This is a genomic window from Pseudoalteromonas sp. P1-9 (assembly GCF_001399975.1).
Classification (GTDB): Bacteria; Pseudomonadota; Gammaproteobacteria; order Enterobacterales; family Alteromonadaceae; genus Pseudoalteromonas.
This window is the reverse complement of the sequence record NZ_LKBD01000044.1, coordinates 1-25,687: the sequence shown is the minus strand read 5'-3', so window position 1 is coordinate 25,687 and position 25,687 is coordinate 1. Positions and strand designations below refer to the sequence as shown.

At 40.3% G+C, this 25,687-nt stretch carries 26 protein-coding genes; 9 read left to right on the top strand and 17 right to left on the bottom strand.

Features of this window, described 5'->3' with window-relative positions; all coding sequences use genetic code 11:
- Positions 1 to 15 precede the first annotated feature (15 nt).
- Entirely contained in the window at positions 16 to 2,229 is a 2,214-nt protein-coding gene (locus AN214_RS19150) for a S9 family peptidase (RefSeq protein ID WP_054981168.1), read from the bottom strand.
- A gap of 107 nt (positions 2,230 to 2,336) precedes the next feature.
- Between AN214_RS19150 and AN214_RS19145 the strand changes: the two genes are divergently transcribed.
- Entirely contained in the window at positions 2,337 to 2,735 is a 399-nt protein-coding gene (locus AN214_RS19145) for an HIT domain-containing protein (protein ID WP_010561767.1), read from the top strand.
- Positions 2,736 to 2,892: 157 nt separating this feature from the next.
- Positions 2,893 to 3,732 carry an HDOD domain-containing protein gene (locus AN214_RS19140; RefSeq protein ID WP_054981178.1) on the top strand — a complete coding sequence of 280 codons (840 nt, stop codon included), beginning with the start codon at positions 2,893 to 2,895 and terminating at the stop codon, positions 3,730 to 3,732.
- 37 nt (positions 3,733 to 3,769) lie between these two features.
- Here the strand turns inward: AN214_RS19140 and AN214_RS19135 are convergent, their stop codons facing one another.
- From AN214_RS19135 to gpmM, 4 genes are all read right to left on the bottom strand, one after another.
- Entirely contained in the window at positions 3,770 to 4,522 is a 753-nt protein-coding gene (locus tag AN214_RS19135; RefSeq protein ID WP_082428634.1) for a divergent polysaccharide deacetylase family protein, read from the bottom strand.
- Positions 4,523 to 4,672: 150 nt separating this feature from the next.
- Positions 4,673 to 5,854: a S41 family peptidase gene (locus AN214_RS19130; protein ID WP_054981167.1), complete on the bottom strand. Its 1,182-nt coding sequence runs from the start codon at positions 5,852 to 5,854 to the stop codon at positions 4,673 to 4,675.
- A 39-nt stretch (positions 5,855 to 5,893) separates the two neighbouring features.
- Entirely contained in the window at positions 5,894 to 7,018 is a 1,125-nt protein-coding gene (locus AN214_RS19125; RefSeq protein WP_054981166.1) for a murein hydrolase activator EnvC, read from the bottom strand.
- 3 nt (positions 7,019 to 7,021) lie between these two features.
- Positions 7,022 to 8,563, bottom strand: coding sequence for a 2,3-bisphosphoglycerate-independent phosphoglycerate mutase (gene gpmM / locus AN214_RS19120; RefSeq protein ID WP_054981165.1), 1,542 nt, complete (start codon positions 8,561 to 8,563; stop codon positions 7,022 to 7,024).
- 204 nt (positions 8,564 to 8,767) lie between these two features.
- Here gpmM and AN214_RS19115 point away from each other — a divergent pair, with 204 nt between their 5' ends.
- The 4 genes from AN214_RS19115 to gpsA are packed head-to-tail and all read left to right on the top strand — an operon-like array spanning position 8,768 to position 10,977.
- A complete protein-coding gene (locus AN214_RS19115; protein ID WP_054981164.1) occupies positions 8,768 to 9,199 on the top strand; it encodes a rhodanese-like domain-containing protein in 432 nt (143 codons plus the stop codon).
- Between the two features lie 2 nt (positions 9,200 to 9,201).
- The gene (gene grxC, locus AN214_RS19110; RefSeq protein WP_054981163.1) at positions 9,202 to 9,456 is read left to right on the top strand and encodes a glutaredoxin 3; all 255 of its coding nucleotides are present in this window, start codon (positions 9,202 to 9,204) and stop codon (positions 9,454 to 9,456) included.
- Between the two features lie 21 nt (positions 9,457 to 9,477).
- On the top strand, positions 9,478 to 9,957 hold the full coding sequence (gene secB / locus AN214_RS19105) for a protein-export chaperone SecB (protein WP_010561759.1): 480 nt from the start codon (positions 9,478 to 9,480) through the stop codon (positions 9,955 to 9,957).
- A 6-nt stretch (positions 9,958 to 9,963) separates the two neighbouring features.
- Positions 9,964 to 10,977, top strand: a complete 1,014-nt coding sequence (gene gpsA, locus AN214_RS19100) for an NAD(P)H-dependent glycerol-3-phosphate dehydrogenase (protein WP_054981162.1) — start codon at positions 9,964 to 9,966, stop codon at positions 10,975 to 10,977.
- Between the two features lie 118 nt (positions 10,978 to 11,095).
- Here the strand turns inward: gpsA and trmL are convergent, their stop codons facing one another.
- Positions 11,096 to 11,560, bottom strand: a complete 465-nt coding sequence (trmL, locus tag AN214_RS19095) for a tRNA (uridine(34)/cytosine(34)/5-carboxymethylaminomethyluridine(34)-2'-O)-methyltransferase TrmL (RefSeq protein WP_054981161.1) — start codon at positions 11,558 to 11,560, stop codon at positions 11,096 to 11,098.
- A 100-nt stretch (positions 11,561 to 11,660) separates the two neighbouring features.
- Here trmL and AN214_RS19090 point away from each other — a divergent pair, with 100 nt between their 5' ends.
- Complete coding sequence (locus AN214_RS19090) at positions 11,661 to 12,530, top strand: cation diffusion facilitator family transporter (RefSeq protein WP_082428633.1); 870 nt, start codon at positions 11,661 to 11,663, stop codon at positions 12,528 to 12,530.
- On the opposite strand, the gene AN214_RS19085 is transcribed toward AN214_RS19090, so the two are convergent.
- The 3 genes from AN214_RS19085 to AN214_RS19075 are packed head-to-tail and all read right to left on the bottom strand — an operon-like array spanning position 12,508 to position 15,484.
- Complete coding sequence (locus tag AN214_RS19085) at positions 12,508 to 13,428, bottom strand: alpha/beta fold hydrolase (protein ID WP_054981160.1); 921 nt, start codon at positions 13,426 to 13,428, stop codon at positions 12,508 to 12,510. The two genes, AN214_RS19090 and AN214_RS19085, sit on opposite strands and share 23 nt — an antisense overlap.
- Positions 13,421 to 14,800, bottom strand: coding sequence for an ATP-binding protein (locus AN214_RS19080; RefSeq protein ID WP_054981159.1), 1,380 nt, complete (start codon positions 14,798 to 14,800; stop codon positions 13,421 to 13,423). The genes AN214_RS19085 and AN214_RS19080 overlap by 8 nt, the downstream gene beginning before the upstream one ends.
- A 3-nt stretch (positions 14,801 to 14,803) precedes the next feature.
- Entirely contained in the window at positions 14,804 to 15,484 is a 681-nt protein-coding gene (locus tag AN214_RS19075; RefSeq protein WP_054981158.1) for a response regulator transcription factor, read from the bottom strand.
- Between the two features lie 154 nt (positions 15,485 to 15,638).
- On the opposite strand from AN214_RS19075, the gene AN214_RS19070 reads away from it, so the two are divergent.
- Both AN214_RS19070 and AN214_RS19065 read left to right on the top strand, forming a co-directional pair.
- The gene (locus AN214_RS19070; RefSeq protein ID WP_161805698.1) at positions 15,639 to 16,094 is read left to right on the top strand and encodes a Spy/CpxP family protein refolding chaperone; all 456 of its coding nucleotides are present in this window, start codon (positions 15,639 to 15,641) and stop codon (positions 16,092 to 16,094) included.
- Positions 16,095 to 16,293: 199 nt separating this feature from the next.
- Positions 16,294 to 17,016, top strand: a complete 723-nt coding sequence (locus tag AN214_RS19065; RefSeq protein WP_054981156.1) for a hypothetical protein — start codon at positions 16,294 to 16,296, stop codon at positions 17,014 to 17,016.
- A gap of 16 nt (positions 17,017 to 17,032) precedes the next feature.
- Here AN214_RS19065 and yacG read toward each other — a convergent pair whose 3' ends face one another.
- The 8 genes from yacG to nadC all read right to left on the bottom strand — a co-directional run bounded on the left by yacG (position 17,033) and on the right by nadC (position 25,527).
- Entirely contained in the window at positions 17,033 to 17,266 is a 234-nt protein-coding gene (gene yacG, locus AN214_RS19060; RefSeq protein WP_054981155.1) for a DNA gyrase inhibitor YacG, read from the bottom strand.
- Between the two features lie 166 nt (positions 17,267 to 17,432).
- Complete coding sequence (gene pilB / locus AN214_RS19055; RefSeq protein ID WP_054981154.1) at positions 17,433 to 19,115, bottom strand: type IV-A pilus assembly ATPase PilB; 1,683 nt, start codon at positions 19,113 to 19,115, stop codon at positions 17,433 to 17,435.
- Between the two features lie 162 nt (positions 19,116 to 19,277).
- Complete coding sequence (gene coaE / locus AN214_RS19050; protein WP_054981153.1) at positions 19,278 to 19,871, bottom strand: dephospho-CoA kinase; 594 nt, start codon at positions 19,869 to 19,871, stop codon at positions 19,278 to 19,280.
- Position 19,872: 1 nt separating this feature from the next.
- Positions 19,873 to 20,757 (bottom strand): A24 family peptidase, encoded by an 885-nt coding sequence (locus AN214_RS19045; RefSeq protein ID WP_054981152.1) that lies wholly within the window; start codon positions 20,755 to 20,757, stop codon positions 19,873 to 19,875.
- Positions 20,758 to 20,762: 5 nt separating this feature from the next.
- On the bottom strand, positions 20,763 to 21,998 hold the full coding sequence (locus AN214_RS19040) for a type II secretion system F family protein (RefSeq protein WP_054981151.1): 1,236 nt from the start codon (positions 21,996 to 21,998) through the stop codon (positions 20,763 to 20,765).
- Between the two features lie 89 nt (positions 21,999 to 22,087).
- Positions 22,088 to 23,773, bottom strand: coding sequence for a type IV-A pilus assembly ATPase PilB (gene pilB, locus AN214_RS19035; protein WP_054981150.1), 1,686 nt, complete (start codon positions 23,771 to 23,773; stop codon positions 22,088 to 22,090).
- 171 nt (positions 23,774 to 23,944) lie between these two features.
- The gene (locus tag AN214_RS23350; protein WP_054981175.1) at positions 23,945 to 24,274 is read right to left on the bottom strand and encodes a type II secretion system protein; all 330 of its coding nucleotides are present in this window, start codon (positions 24,272 to 24,274) and stop codon (positions 23,945 to 23,947) included.
- 398 nt (positions 24,275 to 24,672) lie between these two features.
- The gene (gene nadC / locus AN214_RS19025) at positions 24,673 to 25,527 is read right to left on the bottom strand and encodes a carboxylating nicotinate-nucleotide diphosphorylase (RefSeq protein ID WP_054981149.1); all 855 of its coding nucleotides are present in this window, start codon (positions 25,525 to 25,527) and stop codon (positions 24,673 to 24,675) included.
- Positions 25,528 to 25,687 lie beyond the last annotated feature (160 nt).

Sequence of the window (25,687 nt, the reverse complement as noted above, 5' to 3'; positions counted from 1 at the left end):
CTAATTGTGTAGCTATTACTGTTTGAAGTGACGGTTAAAAAAGTCGGTGATCGTTTGATGTAGGTGAGTTTGTACTTTCTTACCTCGCAAGCTGTGCTTTGAGCCAGGGTAAGTCATCATTTCAAACTGCTGTGCGTTGTCTTGCAGCTGTTTAAATAACTTAGTTGCGTGAGTAAACAGTACGTTGTCATCTGCCATGCCGTGATAGATCATCAGTGGGCCTGAGAGTCCTTCAGCATACGGAAAAACTGCACTTTGTTCATAACCTTTAGCATTGGTTTGTGGGTGACCTAAATAACGCTCTGTGTAGTGAGTATCGTAAAGCGCCCAATCGGTTACCGGCGCACCTGATACGCCAGCTTTAAAGTAGTCGCCGGCTTTAAACATTGTCATTAACGCCATGTAACCGCCGTAACTGTGGCCATAAATACCAATACGTTCAGGGTCAACAAAATCTAAAGTACGTAAGAACTCGACACCTTTGATCTGATCTTGTACTTCAATTTCACCTAGGTGTTTGTAGATTGGATCTTCAAACTTTTTACCTCGGTTGTATGAACCACGGTTATCCAATTGGAACACAATGTAACCTTGCTGCACCATGTATTGGAAGTAGAGGTTTTTGCTGCGCCAACTATTAGTAACACGCTGCGCATGTGGACCACCATAAACGTTAACCATGACAGGGTATTTTTTACCAGCCTCAAGCGCTTTCGGTTTAAACAAACGGTAATGCATTTGTTGGCCGTCATCAGCTTTTAATGTACCGTATTCTGGTTCAACTAGGTCGTTTAAATACGGTGTAAGAGGGTGGTTGTTATCAAGGCGATTCGGTTCTAACCAAGTAATAAAATTACCCAGGTTGTCACGCAGCGATACTTGTGCCGGTTGGTTTACACTTGAGCTACGGTCAATAAAGGTTTTGTTATCTTTCGCCATAACTACCGAGTGGAATTTACCTGTGTCGGTTAAACGGCGAGGTTTTGATTTTTCAAATAGCTTTGCCGAGTAAAGATGGCTCTCAAGTGGCGTGTCAGCACGGCCTGAAAAGTAAATAAGACCATTTTTTTCGTCAATGCTCTTAATGCTTTCAACAATCCAATCACCTTTAGTGATTTGACGCACTAAGGTGCCATCTACTTTATACAGATATAGGTGTTTAAAACCATCGCGCTCAGATGCCCAAACAAAATGCTTTTTATCGTTTAAAAAACGTAAATCAAAATGCAAGTTAACCCAAGTATCGCTGGTTTCAGTGAGTGCAACTTTTTGTTTTTTACTTTCACTGTTATAAAAACGTAACTCTAAACGTTGTTGAGAGCGGTTTTGCCATTGGTATGAGAGTGTTTTGTCGTCGTTTAACCATTTAGCACGCGCAAGATAGATGTCTTTATCTTCGCCCATATCAACCCAGTCAATTTGCTGTGAGTTAAGGCTAACCACACCTAATTGAATATCAACATTATTGGTGCCGGTGAACGGGTAGCGCTGATTAAATAGCTTTACTTCGTCAGCGTAAATTTCGTTGCGAATAGCTTCAGCAACAGGTGATTCATCGATACGAGTGAATGCGATTTTCGCTTCATCGCCGCTCCACCAATAACCGGTCATTCGGCTCATTTCTTCTTGTGCAACAAACTCGGCCATACCGTTTTTAATGGTATCTGCGCCGTCGGTTGTGAGCTGTACTTCTTCACCCGTAGTTAGGTTTTGCACATATAAATTTTGCGCGCGAATATAAGATACAAAATTACCTTTTGGTGAAATCTTGGCGTCGGTTTCAAACTCTGGTGTATCGGTCAGTTTGCGCGATTGCTGTTTAGCTAAGTCGTAATAATAAATATCACCATTTAGTGGGAATAAAAGCGCTTTACCGTCTTTAGACCAAATGTACTCCATAATGCCTTTACCGAATACGCGCATACGTTCACGACGTGCTTTTTCTTCATCTGATAAAGTTTCTGGACCTGAAAAAATACTGTTTGAATCAACTAATAGTCGATTAGTTTTATCTTTTAAGTTGTACTCCCATAAATCGTAACGGTTGTAGTCTTCCTTTTTGCCTTGCAGATAGGTTACTCGGCTACCATCAGGTGAAAAATTTAACTTTACCGGTGCTTTTCCTGCCAAACTTGGATCAGAAAAAATACGCTCTAGAGACAGTGGCTGAGCCAGTGCACTCGTGCTGATTAAGCTTGCACTTGCCAAAGCAATCAATCTTTTATTCATTATTTACTCTTAGTTGCTGTTATGTGTGATAACCAGATGGTATGAAGATATAGAATTAATGGCAACAAATTGCTATAAACGACGTAAACAAATTATAAGGTAATGTGATGTTTGAATTAGCAAAAGAGCTAAAACGTGATTGTATAGAGATTGCCGATTGGTCACTTTGTAAAGTGCTATTAATGAATGATAGCCAATATCCCTGGTTTATTTTGGTACCCAAGGTAGAGGGGGCGCGGGATATTATTGATTTAACAGAGCAACAGCAGAATCAATTACAACTTGAGTCACGTCAATTACAGCACTTAATTCGTGAGGTATTCTCGCCTTATAAATTAAATGTGGCAGCGCTTGGTAATGTAGTGGAGCAATTACATATTCATCACATTGCACGTTACCAAAACGATATTGCATGGCCACAACCTGTATGGGGGGCTTTCCCAGTGAAACCATATAGTAACGAACAATTACTACAATTAATTGAGCAATTTAACTTAACTGAATAAATTGTTTAGCGCAGCAAAATTTATAGGCTAAGCTTAGTTTAAAGCGCTTTGAAATATAACATAAAACTACTTAAATATGCTGGTAAAGACCTGTTGGTTAATCGGTGCAACGAGTTCGCTTGAGCAAACAGAAAACTATAAAAAGGACGATCTTTATATGTCGACAGAAAACGCATTACTTACCATTTTGGTTGAAAAAATTAACAATGATACTCTGGTATTACCAACCCTTCCGGAAGTTGCAGTAAAGGTAAGAGAAGCTGCTGACAACCCTGAGATTAATTTAATGGATATGGGAGATGTTATTGCCCATGATCCTGCACTTTCTGCGCGTATGATTAAGGTGGCTAATAGTGCATTTTTAGGACGTGCCGTTAAAGTATCTACACTTAATCAAGCGGTAACACGAATTGGTTTAAGGCAAATTAAAAACATTGCTACAGCAATGGCAATGGAACAACTGTTTGTTTCAAAAAACAAAGTGGTAAAAGAGTACTTATCTAAAAGTTGGCAAAAAACAGTGGATGTCGCATCGTCGGCTATTACGCTGTTAAGCCTGCATTTAAAAGATAACAAGCACAGCTCGCTTAACATCGATACCATTACCTTGGCATCGCTAGTTTATAATATTGGTATTTTACCAATTTTAACCGAAGCAGAGCGCCACCAAGATGTATTTGCTAACCCACAGTTTTTAGCGCAAGCGATTCAAAAACTCGGTGGTCGTATTGGTGGTCATATTATGCGTGCATGGGATTTTACCGACGAGTTTGTGGAAGTGGCAGAACTTTGGGCAAACCCAGAATATAAGCCTGAAAACCCATGTTATGTTGATTTTATTCGTATGGCTGCGATTAGTGAAGGCTTACTGACTGTTGCAGATAAAGAAAAATCACTGCAAGCCTATGTAGATAAAGGTGTGCTCAGTGATGTAAGTGTTTTAGAGAGTGATGAATATACAGAGCTACTCAATGATGTAAAATCAATGTTTGCCTAACAACCTACAACATCACATAGCATTTTATGTGGTGTTGTTATTCCGCTGTAGTTTGATTCGCGAGTTGCATCGGCTTATCGCCGATTAACTCCGATACAGGCACCAGTTCAATACCTTGCTCTTTTAATGCAGTAATGGCATGGGGCAGGAATTTAATGGTTTCTGGGTAGGGGTGAGCAATGGCGATACCGCTTCCCGATTTTTTAGCAATATGAATTAATTGCTTTAAACGAAACATCATCTGTTTCTCATTCGGAATATTATCTATAAATACCTGACGCGATGCATTGGCAACGCCAAAAAGCTTTGCCATATTTTGAGCCTGGCTGTCTTTGGTGGTTTTACTATCGATAAAAAACAATGAGCGCTCACGAAGGATCTCCATGGTCCACGCCATAGGTACTACTTTTTGTGTTAAAAACGAGCCCATATGATTATTGATGCCAATCACATCAGGGTAGTCGTTCAATGCTTCAACCAATTGCGTTTGCAATGCCTGTTTATCCATATCTGACGTTAGTGCGCCAGGACCTAGCGCTTTACCACTGATTGCTTCCATTGGCACATGCAGAATGACATCGCGTGATAGTTGTGATGCTCTGGTTGCAAAGGGTTTAGCGTACGGGGTATAAGGCAAAATTGCGTATGACAATTCACCTGAGATATCTAACGCCGTTAAGTCGTTTGCGTGGTTACCAATATCATCAATTAAAATAGCCACACGAGCGGCAAAACAATTGCTGCTGAAAAGGTTTATTGCTAGTAGAAAAAAACAAGTAATTGAACGCACAGGTATTCTTATTATTCTTTTTAATTATTATACCAATTAACCTAAGTGGCTAAATATCTTAGCGGATATTTTAGAAGCTTTGGCTCTTAACAAACCGGTATTTAGTTAAGGCTCATCCTGAGCCTTTCTCGAAACTTGACCAATAATGACTTATTTTTCTAGTAATTGCCACGCTTTTTCAAGTTGTAGATCATGGACTTTTGCATTAATGAATGTTTCTGTTTGTGGTTGTGTAAAATCGCCATTATGGGCAAAGTTATGCTGTAAAACAGGGTAATCAGGTAGTATGCCAGAACCTTCGATTGAGCGACCACTAGGGGTGTAATATTTAGCTGTCGTAAGTTTTAACGCAGTTTGTCCATCGCCTAGTGGAATAAGTGATTGCACAGAGCCTTTGCCATACGAACGTGTACCCACTAATTGTGCACGTTGATTGTCTTGCAGCGCACCGGCAAGAATTTCGGCAGCAGATGCCGACCCTTCATTAATTAACACAATAATCGGCGCACCGCCTAGTACGTCACCCTCTTGTGCATAATATTCTTGATTGGCTTCAGCAAAGCGCCCCTTGGTGCTCACTATGACGCCGCTTTCTAAAAATAAATCAGAGACTTCAATTGCGCTATCAAGAATGCCACCCGGGTTGTCACGTAAATCGATAATTAGTCCGTTAATTTCACCGGCGACAATTTGCGATAGGTGGGCAAGCTCTTTGGCAACATCATACAAAGTATGATTGTTGAAATTGATAATACGTAAGTAGGCGATACCTTGGTTGTTAATATTACCTTTTACGCTTTTGAGGTCGATTTTTTTACGCTCCACCTCGAAAAGCAATGGTTGTTCATGACCATTTCGTGCAATGGTGAGTTTAACGTGTGGTTTTTGCTGCTGGTTAATTAATTGAGAAACTTGCTTAATTGGTTGGTTAACAACTGAAATGTCGTTTACTTTCAGTAGAATATCACCTTTTGTTAAGCCCGCCGTTTGGGCTGGTGAGTTCTCGATCGCAGCCACAATTACAATGTGCTTCTCACGCTGCTCTACCTCTATACCTAAACCGGTGTAGCGGCCATTTGCAACGTTAAACAAGGCTTCAAGTTCAGTTTGGTCGAGATATTCAGAATGGGGATCGAGTTGTTTGAAAATGGATTCGATAGCATGTTGATTAAGTTTATTTGCGTCGATATCATCAACGTAAAAATGCTCGATATTGGCGAGTACTTCGGCCATCGAAATATGAGATGTAGTCTTCGCGTCAGCTGATACAGCAGACACCCAGAATAAACATGCTAAAGCACAGATTTTTAAACTATTAAGAAAAAAAGTCATTGGCTCACTCCTCAAATGAGGTGTAGCCAATTATGAATCCTAAATTCGTCTACACCATTTAATAGGGTTTACCGCTCTTCCCTTATGCCGTATTTCAAAGTATAGACTAGGATTTGATTGTCCACCGCTTTGTCCGACTAAAGCAATTTGTTCTCCGGCTCTTACTTTATCACCAACTTCCTTCAAAAGCGCTTGGCTGTGGCCGTACAGGCTCATAAATCCTTTGCCATGATCGATTACAATTACCCAGCCAAATCCTTTTAACCAATCGGCAAATAAGATTTGTCCATCGGCAATTGTTTTTACCGGTGCACCTTCTTTACCATTCATTAAAACGCCTTTCCAGCGCAGGCTACCGTGCTTTTTCTGGCCGAACCTATGAGCTAATTTTCCGTGTGATGGCCAATCGAGTTTGCCTTTTTGTTTTTGTAGGCCAACTAGCTTAACTTCGCTTTCTATGAGTTCTTGATTGAGTTGTTCAAGAGTTTGCTTTAATACTTGTTCGTTTTGCTTTAAATATACAAGTTGAGATTGGGTTTTTTGTAAAGTGCTTTTCAGCGATTGGTAATTCGCTTTTTGTTCTTTTTTGGCAACCAGTAGTTTTTCTTGCTGTTGTTGTTGCGTATTCAGTAGTTCTTCAAGTTGGGTTTGATTTTGTGTCAGTAATTGTCGGCTATTTTCTAATTCAATTAATGTTGTTTTTAATTTTTCGAGTTCTTTTATGCGCGCGTTATTTAAATATTGATAGTAATTTAATGTGCGTTCAACATTTTGCACCTGATCTTGGCTTAAGAGTAACTTGCCATAATCATGGTTGCCGGTCATAAAGGCGCTGCGTAGTTGCGCGGCAAGTGCTGACTGCTGATTTTCCTTGTCGATTTCGAGCGATTTTATTTTATCTTTAAGCGTAGCCTGTTCCGTTAGATTTAACTCAACATCAAACTTTAGTTGTTTTAGTTTTTTAGAGCTTTCTGCAATAGCGAGATCGGCTTTTTTAAGGTCTTTTTCAGTTTTATCTAGCAGTGCTTGCTGCTCTTTAAAGGTTTTATTAGTGTTCTTAAGTTGCTCTTGAACTTGGTTAAGATCATCTTTAGTACGCTCGGTATTAGCTTGCGAAGCGCAAGCTAATACCAATAAAACAACAAATAAATAACAGCGACGCATGGCTTAGTTTAACTTCATAATTGTTTCGCCAGTCATTTCGCTTGGCTGCTCCATGCCCATCAAATGAAGCATTGTAGGTGCTACATCGCTTAACTTTTTACCTTGTAACGGTGTTGCATTGCGGCCAACATAAATAAATGGCACTGGCTCACTGGTGTGTGCCGTGTGTGCTTGACCCGTTGTTGGGTTAACCATTTGCTCGGCGTTACCATGGTCGGCTGTAATAAGTGCTTCTGCCCCTGTTTTTTCTAACGCTTCGACAACACGGCCGATGCAGCTATCAACCGCTTCGCACGCTTTTACTGCGGCATCAAACACTCCAGAGTGGCCAACCATATCGCCGTTCGGGTAGTTACAAATAATTGCATCGTATTTACCTGATTCAATGGCTTCAACTAATTTGTCGGTTAGCATTGCTGAATTCATTTCTGGTTGAAGGTCGTACGTTGCTACTTGCGGTGACGGAATGAGTACGCGTTCTTCGCCTTCAAACTCCGCTTCACGACCGCCACTAAAGAAGAAAGTTACGTGCGCATACTTTTCTGTTTCAGAAATGCGAAGTTGGGTTTTATGGTGTTTTTCTAACCATTCACCAAACACGTTTGCTAGTTTCTCTGGTGGGAAAGCCACGGTTGTTTTGATGTCTGCTGCGTACTCAGTCAACATCACAAAATCAGCAAGTTGTGGTGATTTTTGTTTAGTAAAGCCAGCGAAATCCGCATCCACAAACGCACGTGTCATTTGGCGCGCGCGATCAGCACGGAAGTTCATAAATAAAACAGCATCGCCATCATTAATGGTTGCAGGGTTGTCGTTATCAAGAATTGCTGATGCTGAAATAAATTCATCATTTTCGTCGCGCGCGTAGGCTGCATTTAGCGCCTCTAACGGACAAGTATAAGAATGTTCAGCAGTGCCTAATGTCATTAGGTTATATGCGCTTTCTACACGTTCCCAGCGGTTATCGCGGTCCATTGCAAAGTAACGGCCAACTAGACTAGCAATACGGCCTACACCGAGCTCTTCGCATTTTTGTAAAACATCTTTAATTGGTTGCTCTGCGCTTCTTGGCGCGGTATCACGACCATCTAAAAAGCCGTGTACATAGATTTTCTTCGCGCCACGTTTTGCGGCAACTTCAATTGCAGCAATAATATGTTCATGGTGAGAGTGAACGCCGCCTGGGCTCAGCAGGCCCATTAGGTGAACGGCTTTATCATTGGCAACCGCTTTATCAATTGCGTTTACAATTGCTGGGTTTTTAGCAAATTCGCCGTCATCAATTGCTTTAGTAATGCGTGTGAAATCTTGGTATACGATGCGGCCAGCGCCTAAATTAACGTGACCTACTTCAGAGTTACCCATTTGGCCATGAGGTAAGCCAACATCTAAACCTGAGCCTGAAATAAGGGTACTTGGGTATTCTTGCCACAAACGGTCCATAACCGGTGTGTTAGCCGCTAAAATAGCATTGCTTTCTGTTTTTTCACTGTATCCCCAACCATCTAAGATAATCAGTACCAAAGGTTTTTTCTGTAACGACATTCTCATTCCTCATCCAAATAGAATTGCGCGTATCAGCACGGCGCACAAAATAGCGCGACATTTATACCATTTTTTAACCACAGATTCAGCAGTTAAGGTATTCACATTTAAAATTTTCAATTGAAACTCTAGCAGAGCTAGAATTTATTCATATCATCCGTGTATACTTGGCCACTTTTAATGTAAAGAAAAATTGAGAAAGTGATGGCACAATTTGTCGAATTTGTAACTAACAACCTGATTTTATGTTTAATTTGGGTTGGCTTATTAGGCGCCATTGTACTTGGGTGGTTTAAATCTCGCTTTTCAGCGGTAAAACAGGTTAATCCTCAGCAATTGACACATTTAGTCAACCGTGAGAACGGTTTAGTTGTTGATGTTCGTGCCTTAAAAGACTTTAATCAAGGTCATATTGCAGGCAGCGTTCACTTAGCTGCTGAAAAAGCCAAGCAAGGTGAATTTGTTGGCCTTGAAAAGTCAAAGAACGACCCAATTATCTTGGTATGTGTTTCAGGCATGACTGCGCAGTCTATTGCAAATGGGCTGGTTAAAGCAGGCTATGAACAGGTTAATGTACTATCGGGTGGTATTACTGCGTGGCAAAACGCTAACTTACCGCTGACTACAGGAAAATAATCATGGCAAATATTGTTATTTACACGAAACCAACATGTCCTTTTTGTGTGCGAGCAAAAATGCTGTTAGCGCAAAAAGGTGTTGAGTACACTGAAATTGATATTGCCGCGCAGCCTGAACTTCGCGATGAAATGATTGCTAAAGCAAACGGTGGATACACAGTGCCGCAAATTTTTATTAACGACCAACACATTGGTGGTTGTGATGATATGTTTGCACTAGAACAGTCTGGTCGTTTAGACGGTTTGCTTGTTTAAAACAAAATTTAGGAAAATAAAATGACAGAAGAGAATCAAAACTTAGGCGCAGAACAACAAGCAGAAGGTCCTCAGTTTGCAGTTCAACGTATTTACGTGAAAGACGTTTCTTTCGAAACACCAAACTCACCAACTATTTTCCAGAAGGAATGGACACCAGAAGTTAAACTTGACTTAGATACTCGTTCTAACAAGTTAGAAGACGGCGTATTTGAAGTGGTACTTTCAGTAACAGTTCATGCGACACTTGGTGAAGAAACAGCATTTTTATGTGAAGTTCAACAAGCTGGTATTTTTGCAATTGGTGTTGCAAACGAAGGTCAACTTGCACATATGCTAGGTGCTTTCTGCCCGAACGTATTATTCCCATATGCACGTGAAACTGTGTCAAACATGGTTAACCGTGGTACTTTCCCACAGTTAAACTTAGCGCCAGTTAACTTTGATGCGCTATTTGCACAATACGTGCAACAGCAAGCCGCACAAGCTGCTGACGCATAATTAATTATGACTACTTCAGCAGATAATGCTGTTGCAGTACTAGGGGCGGGCTCATACGGGACCGCCCTTGCTATTTGTTTTGCACGAAATGGTCACAATGTCGTCCTGTGGGGCCGCAATAAAGATCATATTGAAGCATTAGCAACAGCACGTGAAAACCAGCAATACTTGCCTGGTGCACAGTTTCCTGAATCACTATCATTAAATGATGATTTAGCTGCGACAGTGGCATCGTCTGATGTGGTGCTGGTGGTTGTGCCAAGTCACGCATTTTCCGAAACGCTTAAAGCGATTAAACCGCATTTAACAGCGGGGGCGAGAGTGCTATGGGCAACTAAAGGGCTAGAGCCCAATACCGGGCGCTTGTTACAGCAACTTGCTGCGGAAGTGTTGGGTGATGATGTGAGCCTAGGTGTGCTCTCGGGGCCCACATTTGCAAAAGAAATGGCTATTGGTTTACCGACCGCTATTTCACTGTCATCAGCGGATAAAAAATTAGTTGATGATGTATCTGAGATGCTTCACTGTGGCCGTTCATTCCGTGTTTACTCGAACGATGATTTAGTTGGTGTGCAGCTTGGTGGTGCGATTAAAAATGTGATCGCAATTGGAGCCGGTATTTCTGACGGCTTTGGTTTTGGTGCGAATGCACGTACTGCGTTAATCACCCGTGGATTGGCCGAAATGTCGCGCTTAGGTGTTGCTCTTGGTGCTAAACCTGAGACTTTTATGGGAATGGCCGGTTTAGGTGATTTAATCTTAACCTGTACCGACAATCAATCGCGTAATCGCCGTTTTGGTTTAGCGCTTGGAAAAGGTCAGTCAGTTGAGCAAGCACAACAAGAAATTGGTCAAGTGGTTGAAGGTTATCGCAATACCAAAGAAGTGTTTTTACTTGCTGAGCGCAGTGGTATTGAAATGCCAATTTGTGAGCAAATTTACAATGTGCTTTATAAAGGGCAAGAGGTAAAGCTTGCTGCAATGAACTTACTTGGCAGACAGAAAAAAGCGGAAGCTTAGTTCTAATTTCAAAAATAGCTATATCTGTTTAAAAAGGCTTTACCGCATAAGTGTGGTAAAGCCTTTATTTTTTATTAGCCTTGAATATCTTTTGATAAAGTAGCTCAGTTTTATTGGTTTACACAGCGCCTTCAAAATCAAACTGACGCCACGCTTCGTAAATAAATACGGCAACGGCATTGGACAAATTCATGCTGCGGCTATCTGGCATCATTGGAATACGCAGCCTTTGCTCTGTTGGCAGTGACTCAATCACTTCATTTGGTAAGCCGCGAGTCTCAGGACCAAACATTAAACAGTCGCCGCGTTCGAATTTAGCTTTATGGTAATGGCCTGAGCCTTTTGTAGTGCAGGCAAAAACGCGCTTTGGTTGTACTTTAGCAAAAAAGGCATCTAAATTTTCGTGACGTTCAACGTGGCTAAACTCATGGTAATCTAGCCCAGCTCTACGCACTCTTTTGTCGTCCCATTCAAAGCCTAATGGTTCAATAAGGTGAAGGTTAAAACCAGAATTAGCGCACAGGCGAATAATATTTCCGGTGTTGGGTGGGATTTCTGGTTGATAGAGTACAATGTCTAGCATGGGAAGTCTCAAATTTATAGTTTCTCTTAGTTTAACAAAGCTTTCAGGTTAGATACTATATGTTTTGAGCGTGATGCAGGTAAGGTTTGTCATTTTAAAAATGAAAGAAAAAGATTATGCATATTGGGTTAAACTTTCGAGCAGTTTAACCCTTGTTTTAGCAAGCACCATGGTTGCAGCAAAGTTTTGGGCGTGGATGAGCACCGGCTCTACCACTATGTTGGGTTCGTTAACTGATTCTTTGCTTGATATTACGGCATCTGCTATTAACTTTTGGGTGCTTCGAATTGCACTTGTACCAGCAGATGATGACCACCGCTTTGGTCACGGTAAAGCTGAATCGTTAGTAGGGCTTGGGCAAGCAGCATTTATTGCTGGTAGCGCGTGCTTGCTGGCGTTTTATGGTGTAGAGCGATTATTTAACCCGGTAAAAAGCGAAGCTGTGTTTACTGGCGTTGTTGTTAGTATTTATGCCTTGGTGTGTACGCTATTAATTATCGTAATTCAGCATTGGGCATTAAAGCAAACTAAGTCTGTGGCAATAAAAGCTGATTCAGTGCATTACAAGGGCGATTTGCTGTTAAATTTAAGTGTTATTGTTGCCCTTGTACTGGCCAATATTGGTTGGGTATACAGTGATGGTGTATTTACCTTGCTGATTGCGGGTTATTTATTTTACAACGCTTACGATGTTGCAAAAGAATCAACTGATTATTTAATGGATAAAGAGTTAGCGGATGACATTAAGTTGCAAATTGAACAGGCGGTGTTATCTCACTCTGAGGTGCTTGGTTTTCATGAGTTACGCACTCGTCAAAGCGGGCCTACCAAATTTATTCAATTGCATTTAGAGCTTGATAGTAACCTTACTTTAGCAAATGCTCATCGTATTTCGGTTGAGGTGGAAGAGGCCATTCACAGTATCATGGATGGCGAAGTGGATGTGCTTATTCACAAAGATCCGTTTTAAAAAATTGAAAAATATCGTTTAGAGCAAGATCGCGAATAGCATCTTGCTCAAATAAAATCTCATGCAAACTGCCGTGATAACATTTCTTTTTTATTGTTTTATTGCGTGCTACAACCTTATCTTGCCACGTGTTGGCAACTATCGTATCGCGCTCAGCCTGCATCAATAAAATAGGTAATGCTGTGGAGGTGGATTGGATCTGGTCAATTGCCTGAAATGCTTGTTTGAGCCAACCTACAGTTACCCCACCGAGCTGCAATGTCGGATTCTCTTTATAAAGGGTGCGAAATGCATTGTAGCGCGTTTCACATTGCATTAGTGGATTGTCCTGAAATGGCTTTTCTAGGTATCCAGATTGGCCAAAAAAGTAATGTGTATTTAAGCCAAGTAAACTGAGTATATTTACGATTAATTTTGCTACAGGGTATGGAAAACCAGGCGTTGGAATGCCGAACATAGGGGCACTGAGCACAGCTTTTTCAAATGGGTGAGTATGATTGGCTAAGTATAAATAGCTAATAGCAGCGCCCATCGAGTGCGCCAGTAAATAGTGCTTACCTTGCCAATTTTGCTCTACGACTTGTTCAACAAAGAGTGAGAGTCCATGCGTATAATCCTCGAAACTATGAATGTAGCCTTTATCTGTAACGGGTAATAAACGGCTTGAGACGCCTTGTCCTATGTGGTCGCACATAAAGACGGCAAAGCCTTTGCTATAAAAGTCATAGGCGAGCTCTTGGTATTTTAAATAGCTTTCACAGCGACCATTTACTATGGTTACGGCTGCCTTGGCGTTACTCGGTACTATAAACGTGTAGCCAAGTTGATTGCCATGAAACGCTAACTTAGCGTGTGTTACAGTTGACCAGAATTGTTCGATGTTATGTTGTTTAGTCATGATTTAGCGTAATGGTTACTTTTAAGCCTGAATTGTGTTGGTTTTCGAGTGTAATGGTCCCTTTGTGTATTTCTACAGCATGTTTGGTAATTGCTAAGCCTAACCCAGTGCCACCGCTATTACGCTCTCGCGATTGTGAAATGCGGTAAAAGGGTTCAAGCAGCATAGGTAATTCTGACGCTTCAACACCTTCACCATCATCGCTAATTGTTACAATTACGGCGTTATCGCAATCTTTAATATCGCAGTGAATTGTTGTTTTTGCATACCTAATGGCGTTACGCAAAATATTTTCAAAGGCGCTGGCGATAAGAGCGGCATCTAACTCGAGTTGTTTGCTGGTAGAGCCGTTTACTTTGAGCTGTTTATGCTGTTGTTCCGATTCAAATTCCGCATCTTTGAGCACTTGCTGCAGAATTGATTGCAGTGGCTGAAGATCTTTTTGAATATACTGATTATTCGCTTCTAACCTTGATAGCTTTAATACATCGGAGATCATCTGTTCGAGGTTGTTCGCTTCTTTTTCGATGCGTGATAAATAACTTTCTTGCTCACTCGATTGTTTAAGTTGTGCAAGCCCTGTGGCCATTTGTAAGCGTGTTAAGGGGGAGCGTAGCTCATGCGATACATCGGCCATTAGGCGTTTTTGGCTGGTGACTAAAGATTCTAGGCGCTGCGCCATAACATTGAAGTCGCTTGCAAGCATCGTGAGCTCATCGCCTGATTTACGATTCATTTCAATACGTGTATCAAGTTGTCCATTAGCAAGTTGTGTAGTTGCGCGTTTAATTTTATTTATTGGTTTTATTAGCGTTCGACTAAATAACAAGCTTAAAAGTAGGGTTGCACCGATAACGACCAGTGTTTTTAGCCATGCGGGCATTAAAATGATACGCAAACCAAGTGGCGCTGAACGCCAAGATTCAATCTCGTACATCAGGAATGTTTGTTGCTGATACGAAACTTTAACTGGACCTAACGCGCGGTACTTATCTGTGGTGATAATTTGTGGCTCTAGCTGTTGGGTAAATGCGAGTAAACTTACATCAGTCTGTTGTGTAGTTTGCTGGTTAAAAAACGACAGGTTGGAATCGATTTGCGTAAAATACAACAAACGATGACGGGCAATGCGCGGGTGTGATGCTAGTTGTTCTAGTGTTTTATCGAGTTTTTTATGCTGTGCGCGCTCTAAACCACTTGCCAAACGTTTTAGATTGATAAGCTTGGGGCCATGAAGTTTATGACTCTCAACATTAGATTCAGTAAGCTGACTAAAAACAAACAGCACAGCTAAGGTAAATAAAATAGTTAGCCAAAACCAACTAAATACTTTAAAAAACAGGTAATTTCTTGGGTTAAATTTGTTTAGCATTAGTTAATTTCCAAGCAAAATATAGCCTGCACCACGCACTGTTTTAATTTTTTCTTGCTCGATGTGCTCTGCTATTTTTTTACGAATATTACTGACATGCATGTCGATAGAGCGATCAAAGGCGGCGAGTTTTCGACCAAGCACCTGCTCGCTAATTGTCTCTTTGCTGACGATTTCGCCTTGGTTGTTTAACAGTAAAAACAAAATTTCAAACTCAGTACCAGTAAGCTCAATTTTTTGCTCTGCAGCAAATGCTTCGCGGGTATGCGGCGTTAGCCTAATGCCATTTTCTTCAATAATTGCGTTGCTGTGCATTTGCTGAATATTTTCGATTCGGCGTGTGATTGCTTTTACCCGAGCCAATAATTCGCGGTGATTAAATGGCTTTGCTAAATAATCATCAGCGCCAAGTTCTAAGCCAAATATACGGTCAAAATCTTCACCTTTTGCGGTTAGCATAATAACAGGAGTAAGTCTGCTTTGGCGTAGCTGTTTTAATACTTCGAACCCGTCAAGGCCAGGTAACATCACATCAAGTAAAATAACATCATAGTTTTGTGCAAGCGCTTGCTCTAAGCCCGTATCCCCGCGGTGACACGCTGTGATATTAAACTCATGTGAAGAAAGGTACTCGGTAAGTAACTCGCTAAGTTCTATGTCATCATCAATTAGAAGTACGTTCATTTCTTTGCCTTGCAATACAACTGATACGCCTATTTTAAGGGGGATTTATGCAGCCAAAAAGCAATTTACACAACCTTTACATTGCTTTGCGTTGCTTTTCATTGAGCTTGCTAAAGTAACCATAACACCAAATAAGACCCAACTGGAGAATGTTATGAAATTTAAAATGTTAGTTTCGGCGGCAGTATTATCAATTGCAGCACTTTCAAGCAGCGTAGCAATGGCAAAACCTCATAAAGAGGGCTTTAACATGTACCGAATGTTACTTTCAGAGCGCGGTATTTCACGTTTAGATTTAACTAAGGTGCAACAAGATAAAATAAAAAGTATTGCTGATGCAGAAAAGGCAGCGCTAAAAGCATTTAAAGAGCGCAATCCGAATTCGCGTGCCAAAGCTAAAGCACTTGTGCATGCGGAAGTATTTGACGAAGTGGCATTTAGGCAAATGCTTGCCAAACAGCAAACTGAACGCACCGAGCTTGCTGTTATGAAAGCGAAAAATAAAAATGCAGTTTGGAATACGTTAACGACGGAGCAGCGGGAAAAGCTTAAAAAAGTAATGAAACGTAAAAATAAGCAAAAGCGTTCAAAGCATCATGCAGAAAAGTAGCTAACAGATAGTGTAACTAACCAAGTATATTGTTTGTGTTTGGTTAGTGCATCTTTTTATTTTTTTATTTATTTTTGTGAATTTTTGTACAGTTTAATCCGCGCGAGGCGTACGAATTTCATTAATTTAATCACAAAGTTAAACACTTTTTTCAGTCCAAGGCGCTAATGTAATTTCAGGTCAATAAGGAAATTACATTATGAATAATATAAAGAATAAAATAGGAACGGCATTTGTTGTGCCGGCATTATGTGTGCTGTCTGTTGCGTGTGATAGTGACTCGCATCAATATCGAGATACGTCTCAACCGGTCGTCATCGACTTTAATGATGACCATCATGATTTTTCAGCGCTATTCTCGGACTATCCGCAAGGGCAGGAAGGTTTTTTCGAACTGGCATATTCTTACCAACAGTTACCAACTCCTTATGAAGATAAGCATGCCTATCGCTTATATGGTAGTAACCGTTCAGATGATTTATTTATGGGGCTTTATGGCAAAATTGATAATTTAAAGCCAGCAAAGCACTATAACCTTTCGTTTAAAGCCACCATAGTTACCAATATTCAATCAAATTGTGCAGGCATTGGCGGGCCACCAGGTGAGTCCGTTTATATCAAAGTTGCAACTCACTCAGAACAGCCTAAAAATAGCCTTAAAGATGGCATGTATCGCCTTAATTGGGATGTAGGCACACAAGGCGAACGAGGAGAGCACAGTCAGGTGGTAGGGGATATAAGTAACGGTATCGATTGTATGGCTGAAAGCCGTTATCTTGCGAAAGAGATGACTGCCGAGGTAAGTATTCCTGTCACGGCTAATGATAATGGCGATGTATGGATTATGGTTGGCAGCGATTCGGGTTTTGAAGGGCCATCTGAATTATTTATTTCACATATTTCAGTGGCCTTTACTGATTAACCCGAAGTTTGGTTAACTAATCTTTAAAAAAGCCTTCTTGGTTTGCAGCAAGCATTGCTTCGATGTCTTCGATAGACTCAGGAGTAAATGCTTGCTCGGGCGTCAGAGGTGTGGAAATCGTATGATTTTCTTCTGACCATTCGCCTAAATCAATAAGTTGACAGCGTTTAGAACAAAAAGGGCGAAATTTAGCGCTTTCTTGCCAGATAACCTCTTTTTGACAAGTAGGGCACTTTACTGTTGTTGGCATAAAAATAACTTCAATTATGTTGATAGCGCAAATGTTAGAGAATAACTGTGTTTGAGTAAAGTGCCTAGTTTAAATCATCCGTTCAATACCCCATAGGCAATGGAGATCTTGTTCATCGTTCTCTAACCCAAGTTTATAGCGTAACTTAAACTCTCAATTCACGCGTTTAGTAACTGGTAACACGGTTTATCTCGGCAAGACTAGTTACTCCAGACGCAGCTTTTTCTAGCCCTGAAAGTCGTAAACTATTAAATCCACTAGCTAATGATGCTTTGGCGATATCCAAAGAATTCCCGCCCGACATAATGATTTGTGATATTTCAGAGGTAATTCGCATTACTTCATAGATACCGACTCGACCTTTATAACCTTCTGTGCAATGTTCGCACCCAACGGCTTTAAATAATGTAATATTGCCAATTTGCTGGTCAGAAAAACCCTGCGACTTGAGTTCTTCGATAGGTAAGGTTTCAGGTGTTTTACAATTATTGCAAAGGCGTCGAGCAAGGCGTTGCGCAATGATTAAGCTAATAGAACTTGCAACATTGTACGCGGGTACGCCCATATTAAGTAAGCGGGTAAGGGTTTCGGGTGCCGAGTTAGTGTGTAGCGTACTTAATACTAAGTGACCCGTTTGCGCTGCTTTGATCGCGATTTCAGCGGTCTCTAAGTCACGTATCTCACCAACCATTACAATATCGGGGTCTTGGCGAAGGAAAGCGCGTAGAGCGTTTGCAAATGTCATATCTGCTCTTGGGTTAATCTGTACTTGATTAACACCGACAAGGTTTATCTCGACAGGGTCTTCGGCTGTGGAAATATTAACCTCTGCTTTGTTTAAAATGTTCAAGCCGGTGTAGAGTGATACCGTTTTACCTGAGCCTGTTGGACCTGTAACTAAGATCATGCCTTGAGGTTGTGACAGTGCATCTAAATACATGGCTTTTTGTGCGGGCTCATAGCCAAGTACATCGATACCGAGCATAGCACTGCTCGAATCCAAAATACGCATTACAATTTTCTCTCCCCACAACGTGGGTAAGGTGGAGACACGAAAATCGATACTTTTCTTTGCTGTAATTTTTAATTTGATACGGCCATCTTGTGGTTTACGTTTTTCTGCAATATCTAGTTGAGACATTACTTTTACGCGAGCAGAGATTCGTGACGATAACATTTGTGGCGGGGAAGCTACTTCATGCAAAATACCATCAATACGAAAACGGATGCGATAGGTTTTCTCGTAGGGCTCAAAATGTAAATCTGAAGCACCTTTGCGTATCGCATCCATCAAAATTTTATTGATATAGACAATAATAGGGGCATCGTCTTTATCTGGTGTGCTGTCTTCAGATAAGTTAGCTTCGGTATCAGTTACTTCAATATCGCCAAATTGCTCAAACTCTTCATCTGATATTGCCAAGTCATCAGTTTTATTAAATATTGTTTCAATGAATTGCTCGAGCCCGTTGAAGTCGACGACAATAGCCTCTGTTTGAAGACCTGTATTGAATTCAAAATCCTCAAAGGCATCGAAATTTGTAGGATCTGATGTGGCTAGAAATAACGTTCTTCCGCGCTTTGATAAAGGGAGCAGATGATGCTTTTTAACTAACTCTTCACTGATGTTGTCAAGCGGAATACTATTGGGATCGACGCTAGCAATGTTTAAAGTTGGTAGGTTAAACCAAGATGAGCAGTGCGCTGCAAGTTGCTTTGAAGACAGTTTGCTATTGTTAAGTATAAATTCACAGGTATGCGCCGAAGCGTTTGCCGAAGAGCTAACCTGTTCATGTGCAATAAACCCCATCGCAACACATTTACGAATAAGCGGAGAGTTTACATTCATCGCTTGCCTCCAATTCAATCTACTTTAAGTGTTGTTGAGATTATTTGGATTGCAAGTTTTAAGAAAAATCAGGAAATTAATTACGCTTTAGGATGTGGAGTTTTACTTTGCGAGCGAACTATAACGTCGCTACTGATTTTTTAGGATATGAATACAGAAACTTTATCTGTTTGATAGCTTTTGGTGAATAGCAGTGATTTGTGCATAGGTATTTTCAAGTGACAAGGTGTTATCAATAACGTAATCTGCTTTTTTTAATTTAATACTCCTAGGCATTTGAGCTGCAATAATCTGTTTTATTTGTTCTTTATTGACACCGTCACGATCACTACCTCGCATAATTTGCAGTTCCTCGGGAATATCCACTAATAGTGTTTTTTCACATAACTTATCAAGGTTATTTTCAAATAATAGAGGTGCGTCCAAAATAACGTAAGGTCCATTTGCTGTATTTAATTGCTCTAAAATTTCTTGGCGAATAACAGGATGTAATAAGTTATTAAGCCACAGCTTCTCGGACTCGTTTGAAAAGATGATCTTTCTTAGTTCAGCTCGATTGAGCTCACCATTATCTAAAACAATCTGAGAACCAAAATGTGCTTTAATTTTTTCAAGGCTGGATGAGTTGGGGGCAACAACTTGTTTTGCTATCGCATCGGCATCAACAATAATGATACCGAGTTTTTTGAAATAGTTTGATACAGTAGATTTTCCGGTGGCAATACCACCGGTTAATCCGATAACTGGAACTGGCATATTATAAAGTTAGGAAATTAAAATAAGCGGTTTGGATTTGTTCACCCCAAATGAGGGAAATCCAGCCAGCTATTGCAATGTAAGGCCCAAATGGAATCGGTGTTGCTTTGTCTTTCCCTTGTATTGAAAGAAGCGTAACCCCGATTACTGCACCTACCAAACTCGACATTAACACTATCATGGGTAAATACTGCCAGCCTAAAAGAGCACCAAAAACGGCCATTAGCTTAAAGTCACCATAGCCCATACCCTCTTTGCCTGTGAGTAATTTAAATACCCAATATACCGACCAAAAAACGAGGTAACCTGCAGCTGCACCAATAATAGCTTGTGATGGTTCAATAGTAAGTCCCATAACAGACGCTATTAATACCATCCACAGTAATGGCAAAGTAATTTGGTCGGGTAGTAGCATATGATCAATATCAATGAAAATCAGTGATATCAGCGCGTAGGTCAGTATTAAGTACAAAGCTGCCTGCTCAGTTACGCCAAAGTAATACGCTATCACAAGGCCAGCAAGACCCGTTAAAAGCTCAATGCTGGGGTAGCGAACTGAAATCTTGTTACCACAGCAGGCCGCTTTACCACGTAAAAATAACCAACCAAATACCGGCAAATTAAACCAAGGTTTAATTTGTGTATTACAGTGAGGACAGGTTGAACTAGGCGTAATTAAATTGAATGCCTTTGTGCTTGCCTCGTAAGGTGTTTTGAGATTATCAGCAAGTAGCAAACTGCATTCAGCTTTCCATTCGTTTTCCATCATTTTTGGTACACGATAGATAACAACGTTCAGAAAGCTACCGATACAAATGCTGACTAAGAAAATGGTTAAGTAATAAAACCAAGGTGTTTCAAGAAATAATTCTATAATACTGCTCATTGAATTTAGCCGCCAACGATTTTGCCTAATTGGAAGATTGGTAAGTACATAGCAACAATCAAACCGCCGACAAGTACACCTAATACAGCCATAATCAAAGGTTCTAGTAGGCTAGAAAGACCGTCTACCGCGTCATCGACTTCTGTTTCATAAATATTTGCCACTTTTCCTAGCATTTCGTCTAGCGAACCCGACTCCTCACCAATAGCTACCATTTGAATTACCATATCAGGGAAAACACCTGAATTTTTCATTGCGAAGTTCATCTGATTACCAGAGCTCACTTCATTTTTAATATCTAATATTGCGTCGCGGTAAACTGCATTACCAGAGGCACCAGCTGCAGAGTCAAGCGCGTCCACAAGCGGCACACCTGCTGCAAAAGTAGTCGAAAGTGTTCGAGCATAACGCGCTACTGCCGCTTTATTAAGAATTAGACCAATTATAGGCAGTTTTAAAATTGCTTTATCTGTATTGTCTCTAACGTTTTTACTGGACTGGTGTGCGCGTTTGAACAGCATAAATCCAGCTCCCATAGTTCCAAATACGATCCACCAATAGGCTTGCATAAATTCAGATATGCCGATTACGAATTGCGTAAAGGCGGGTAATTCAGCGCCAAATCCAGCAAATACTTGTTCAAATTGAGGAACTACAAAAATTAATAGTATAACAGTTACAATAAACGCGATTGTTAATACGGCAATAGGATAAAACATTGCTTTTTTGATTTTTGATTTAAGTGCTTCAGCCTTTTCTTTATAAAGTGCAACTCGGTCAAAAATTCTGTCTAACGCTCCTGATTGTTCACCTGATTCGACCAAATCGCAGTATAATTCATCAAAATATTTTGGATGTGCGCGAAGTGCTTTACTTAATGGATCACCTGCTTTTACTTCATCTGCTATTTTAATTATGAGTTTTTGAAGCGATTTATTCTCAGAGCCATTTCCAATCATATCAAGTGCTTGGATGAGTGATACGCCGGCCATCAACATGGTGGCAAGTTGACGTGTAAATACGGCAATATCTTTTGGCGTAATTTTCTTTTCACCGCTCATGCCAAAAAGCGGTTGCGCTTTCTTTTTTACTTTAGAGGGAGTGATTCCTTGTTTGCGTAACTGCGCTTTTACAATTGCAATATTAGGTCCATTTAACTCACCTTCCATACGCTTGCCGCGTGCATTTACTCCTACCCAAGCAAATGTGGTTAGGCCTTTATTTTTATCGTTCTTTGCCATATTCAATCCTTATATACCGAACAGTCAACGCTCAATAACTTAAACATTTTCCTAGTTTAGCTGCAGTTATCCTAACTTTCTATCTGATGTTAATAACTAGTCACTCGATTTATTTCTGTAATACTTGTTACACCTGAAGCTGCTTTTATCAGGCCTGACTTACGCAAGTTATTAATGCCTTCTTGCTCTGCAATTGCCGCAATTTCAAGTGAATTGCCGCCTTGCATAATTACATCCGCTATTCTTGGTGTTATTGGCATTACTTCGTAAACACCAACACGGCCTTTGTAGCCTTCTGTGCATTTATCACAACCAACGCCTTTATAAAGCTGCATTGACGAGATTTGTTTCGGTGTAAAGCCTAGATTTAGGAGTTCTTGTTCAGGCAGTGTTTCAGGTTCTTTACAGACAGGGCATAAACGTCTTGCTAGTCGTTGAGCAATTATAAGGCTTACAGAGCTAGCAATGTTATACGAAGGTACGCCCATATTCATCAAACGTGTTAATGTTTCTGGTGCTGAGTTTGTGTGTAGTGTACTTAAAACTAAGTGACCTGTCTGGGCCGCCTTGATGGATATTTCAGCCGTCTCCAAGTCACGGATCTCACCCACCATAACAATATCAGGATCTTGACGCAGAAATGCTCTAAGCGCATTAGCAAACGTCATTTCAGCTCTTGGGTTAATTTGTACTTGGTTTATGCCAACAAGGTTTATTTCGACAGGATCTTCAGCTGTTGATATATTGCGCTCAGGCTTATTGAGGATATTTAAGCCGGTATAAAGTGATACCGTCTTACCTGAACCCGTTGGCCCTGTTACTAGTATCATACCCTGAGGTTGTGCGAGCGCATTTAAATAAAGTTCTTTTTGTTCAGGCTCATATCCCAATACATCAATGCCAAGCATGGCACTCGATGAATCAAGAATACGCATTACAATTTTTTCACCCCACAATGTTGGAAGGGTAGACACACGAAAATCAATACTTTTTTTTGCAGTAATCTTTAATTTAATACGTCCGTCTTGGGGTTTTCGTTTTTCTGCAAGGTCTAATTGAGACATAACCTTGATACGAGCTGAAATTCGACTTTCTAATCCAATAGGAGGGTTAGCAACCTCATGCAATACCCCGTCTACACGAAAACGAATTCGGTAAACATGTTCATAGGGTTCAAAATGTAAATCGGAAGCCCCACGTTTTATCGCATCCATCAAGATTTTATTGATGTAAACGATTATTGGAGCATCTTCTTCTTTGTTGTTTACATCATTTTCATCTTCTTTATCATCTACATCGGCTGTAACACCACTCAGTTCACTAAGCTGGTCATCACTTAATTCAATGCCATCGGATTTCTCAAATAATGATTCGATTGCACTATTTAACTCGTCATAAGCAACAACAACGACTTCAGTTTGAAGCCCAGTATTAAACTCATAATCTTCAAATGCATCAAAATTTGTGGGGTCTGCACTAGCAAGGTAAAGCGTTTTTCCTTTACATGCGATGGGCAACACGCGATGTTTTTTTATTAATTTCTCGTTACGCTCTTTTCCATCAGGCAGAAATGCAAGGTCAATATCTTTTATTGACAGATGGGGAGATTGGAAAAGGGCTGCAGCTTTATTTGATAATTCATTAGCCGTCATACCGCTTGCACTGCAAATAGCTTCAGCAAGAGAGATGTCTTGGCTTTGAAATGATACTAGTTTGTTTTGATCCAAATAACCAAAATTAACGAGTTTTCTAACAAGTGGTGAACTTAATTGCATATGTGTAATCTTTCGATAGGCGCATTACGGTTGATAGTAATTAGGTAGTTACTTTTTGATATATATTACAGCTTTAAAAAGTGCAGGCTAGTTATTTATAAAATAGATGGTGAAAACAAAACGTTGAATATAAAAAAAGCTGACCGAAGTCAGCTTTTTACAAGCTTTAACTTATGCGCAAGTTGAAGTCTCAATCGAGCAAGTGTAAGTTGTAGACCCTGGAGATTCAGCAGTTACATCGAAAGTAGATGTTGTAGTTGTTGGTTTTGCAGAGTAAGGGCCGCATCTTGAATTTGTATAGTCATCAGGTGTGTTGCCTTGATATAAATCAACCGCTGCAGCTTTTGTGTATGCTGTAGCTTCTGCATGGCACGCATTGTTTGCTGCATCTTCCGTGTAATCGTTATAAGCAGGAAGTGCTACTGCTGCAAGAATACCGATGATTGCAACAACGATCATTAATTCGATTAGTGTGAAACCCTTTTGGGCTGTTTGTTTCATATTTTTCATAATGTACCTCTAACGAGTGTTTATGGGGCTAAGTTATTAAAAAGAGTTGTCTGTTAAACAGAATATACTCATTCCATCAATTAGTATAGTTAACTTTCTCTAATGAGAAAGTAAGTATTAGTAACTTTTCCCTAAGCGATTAATACCAAACCATAAAAAATTATTAATTTGTCTCTAAAAACCACCTAAAGGTACTACTAAGTTGGCTTACTAGGAACAAAACTAATTCCTTATTACTAGCCTGTACTTCCTGTACTCGCTATTTCTAATGAGATGCTAGCACGACATTTATAACTTGTGTAGCATCTTTTTTTACAATTAGCTTACATGTTCCTAAATTAATACAAAAGGATTACTCTTTCTGTATGAAAAAAGTTAAAGTTCACTAATTAGTCGCCATTATTTTCAAAACGCATTGATAAATCAAGCGCTTTTACATGTTTTGTTAAAGCACCTGACGAAATAAAGTCGACACCTGCTTGAGAATAGGTGCGTAAAGTCTCTAATGTCATATTACCCGACACTTCCAGTTTTGCGCGTTTGTTGGTGATTGTTACCGCCTTGTTAATCATCTCAACTGTGAAATTATCAAGCATTATAATGTCTGCACCAGCATCAATAGCCAACTCTAGTTCTGCTAAGTTTTCTACTTCTACTTCTACTTTTTTATCTGGGTGATTTGTTTTCGCTTGTGCTACCGCTTTCTCAATGCCACCGCAGGCAGCAATATGGTTTTCTTTAATTAAAAAGGCATCAAATAAACCAATACGATGATTTTCGCCGCCACCGCATTTCACTGCGTATTTTTGTAATAAGCGTAATCCCGGAATGGTTTTTCGTGTATCGAGCAGTTGCGTTCCTGTACCAGTTAACTCTTTTACATAGTGGGCGGTAGTAGTTGCTGTGCCTGAAAGTGTTTGTACAAAGTTAAGCGCGGTTCGCTCGGCAGTTAAAATCGCGCGAGCGTTGCCAACCGCGGTAAATAGCGTTTGGTTTTCTTCAATGGTATCGCCATCTTCAATAAGTACGTTTACTTCAACACTAGGGTCAACTTGCTCAAATACTTCTAAAATAAGTTGCTTGCCACAAAAAACACCCGCTTCGCGTGTGATTACTTTTGCGTTTGCTTGTTGTGTTGCCGGAATAAGCTGTGCAGTGATATCGCCGTCTGCACTTTGGTAGTTTAAGTCTTCGTCGAGTGCAGATTTAACAAGTTGAGAAATTAATTGTTGAGAGAGAGCCATAGTGAATTTACAGAAAGTGAACGTTGCAATAATTTTATCGTGTTGATTATAAGTTGGCTATGATTTTATTGGATTTCAGATTTCAGATTTCAGATTTCAGATTTCAGATTTCAGATTTCAGATTTCAGATTTCAGATTTCAGATTTCAGATTTCAGATTT

What these genes read in the sequence shown, in the direction of transcription:
- AN214_RS19150 (WP_054981168.1), bottom strand. Translation starts at nt 2,229, where the DNA reads ATGAATAAAAGATTGATTGCTTTGGCAAGTGCAAGCTTAATCAGCACG.
- AN214_RS19145 (WP_010561767.1), top strand. Translation starts at nt 2,337, where the DNA reads ATGTTTGAATTAGCAAAAGAGCTAAAACGTGATTGTATAGAGATTGCC.
- AN214_RS19140 (WP_054981178.1), top strand. Translation starts at nt 2,893, where the DNA reads ATGTCGACAGAAAACGCATTACTTACCATTTTGGTTGAAAAAATTAAC.
- AN214_RS19130 (WP_054981167.1), bottom strand. Translation starts at nt 5,854, where the DNA reads ATGACTTTTTTTCTTAATAGTTTAAAAATCTGTGCTTTAGCATGTTTA.
- AN214_RS19125 (WP_054981166.1), bottom strand. Translation starts at nt 7,018, where the DNA reads ATGCGTCGCTGTTATTTATTTGTTGTTTTATTGGTATTAGCTTGCGCT.
- gpmM (WP_054981165.1), bottom strand. Translation starts at nt 8,563, where the DNA reads ATGTCGTTACAGAAAAAACCTTTGGTACTGATTATCTTAGATGGTTGG.
- AN214_RS19115 (WP_054981164.1), top strand. Translation starts at nt 8,768, where the DNA reads ATGGCACAATTTGTCGAATTTGTAACTAACAACCTGATTTTATGTTTA.
- grxC (WP_054981163.1), top strand. Translation starts at nt 9,202, where the DNA reads ATGGCAAATATTGTTATTTACACGAAACCAACATGTCCTTTTTGTGTG.
- secB (WP_010561759.1), top strand. Translation starts at nt 9,478, where the DNA reads ATGACAGAAGAGAATCAAAACTTAGGCGCAGAACAACAAGCAGAAGGT.
- gpsA (WP_054981162.1), top strand. Translation starts at nt 9,964, where the DNA reads ATGACTACTTCAGCAGATAATGCTGTTGCAGTACTAGGGGCGGGCTCA.
- trmL (WP_054981161.1), bottom strand. Translation starts at nt 11,560, where the DNA reads ATGCTAGACATTGTACTCTATCAACCAGAAATCCCACCCAACACCGGA.
- AN214_RS19090 (WP_082428633.1), top strand. Translation starts at nt 11,661, where the DNA reads ATGAAAGAAAAAGATTATGCATATTGGGTTAAACTTTCGAGCAGTTTA.
- AN214_RS19085 (WP_054981160.1), bottom strand. Translation starts at nt 13,428, where the DNA reads ATGACTAAACAACATAACATCGAACAATTCTGGTCAACTGTAACACAC.
- AN214_RS19080 (WP_054981159.1), bottom strand. Translation starts at nt 14,800, where the DNA reads ATGCTAAACAAATTTAACCCAAGAAATTACCTGTTTTTTAAAGTATTT.
- AN214_RS19075 (WP_054981158.1), bottom strand. Translation starts at nt 15,484, where the DNA reads ATGAACGTACTTCTAATTGATGATGACATAGAACTTAGCGAGTTACTT.
- AN214_RS19070 (WP_161805698.1), top strand. Translation starts at nt 15,639, where the DNA reads ATGAAATTTAAAATGTTAGTTTCGGCGGCAGTATTATCAATTGCAGCA.
- AN214_RS19065 (WP_054981156.1), top strand. Translation starts at nt 16,294, where the DNA reads ATGAATAATATAAAGAATAAAATAGGAACGGCATTTGTTGTGCCGGCA.
- yacG (WP_054981155.1), bottom strand. Translation starts at nt 17,266, where the DNA reads ATGCCAACAACAGTAAAGTGCCCTACTTGTCAAAAAGAGGTTATCTGG.
- pilB (WP_054981154.1), bottom strand. Translation starts at nt 19,115, where the DNA reads ATGAATGTAAACTCTCCGCTTATTCGTAAATGTGTTGCGATGGGGTTT.
- coaE (WP_054981153.1), bottom strand. Translation starts at nt 19,871, where the DNA reads ATGCCAGTTCCAGTTATCGGATTAACCGGTGGTATTGCCACCGGAAAA.
- AN214_RS19045 (WP_054981152.1), bottom strand. Translation starts at nt 20,757, where the DNA reads ATGAGCAGTATTATAGAATTATTTCTTGAAACACCTTGGTTTTATTAC.
- AN214_RS19040 (WP_054981151.1), bottom strand. Translation starts at nt 21,998, where the DNA reads ATGGCAAAGAACGATAAAAATAAAGGCCTAACCACATTTGCTTGGGTA.
- pilB (WP_054981150.1), bottom strand. Translation starts at nt 23,773, where the DNA reads ATGCAATTAAGTTCACCACTTGTTAGAAAACTCGTTAATTTTGGTTAT.
- AN214_RS23350 (WP_054981175.1), bottom strand. Translation starts at nt 24,274, where the DNA reads ATGAAACAAACAGCCCAAAAGGGTTTCACACTAATCGAATTAATGATC.
- nadC (WP_054981149.1), bottom strand. Translation starts at nt 25,527, where the DNA reads ATGGCTCTCTCTCAACAATTAATTTCTCAACTTGTTAAATCTGCACTC.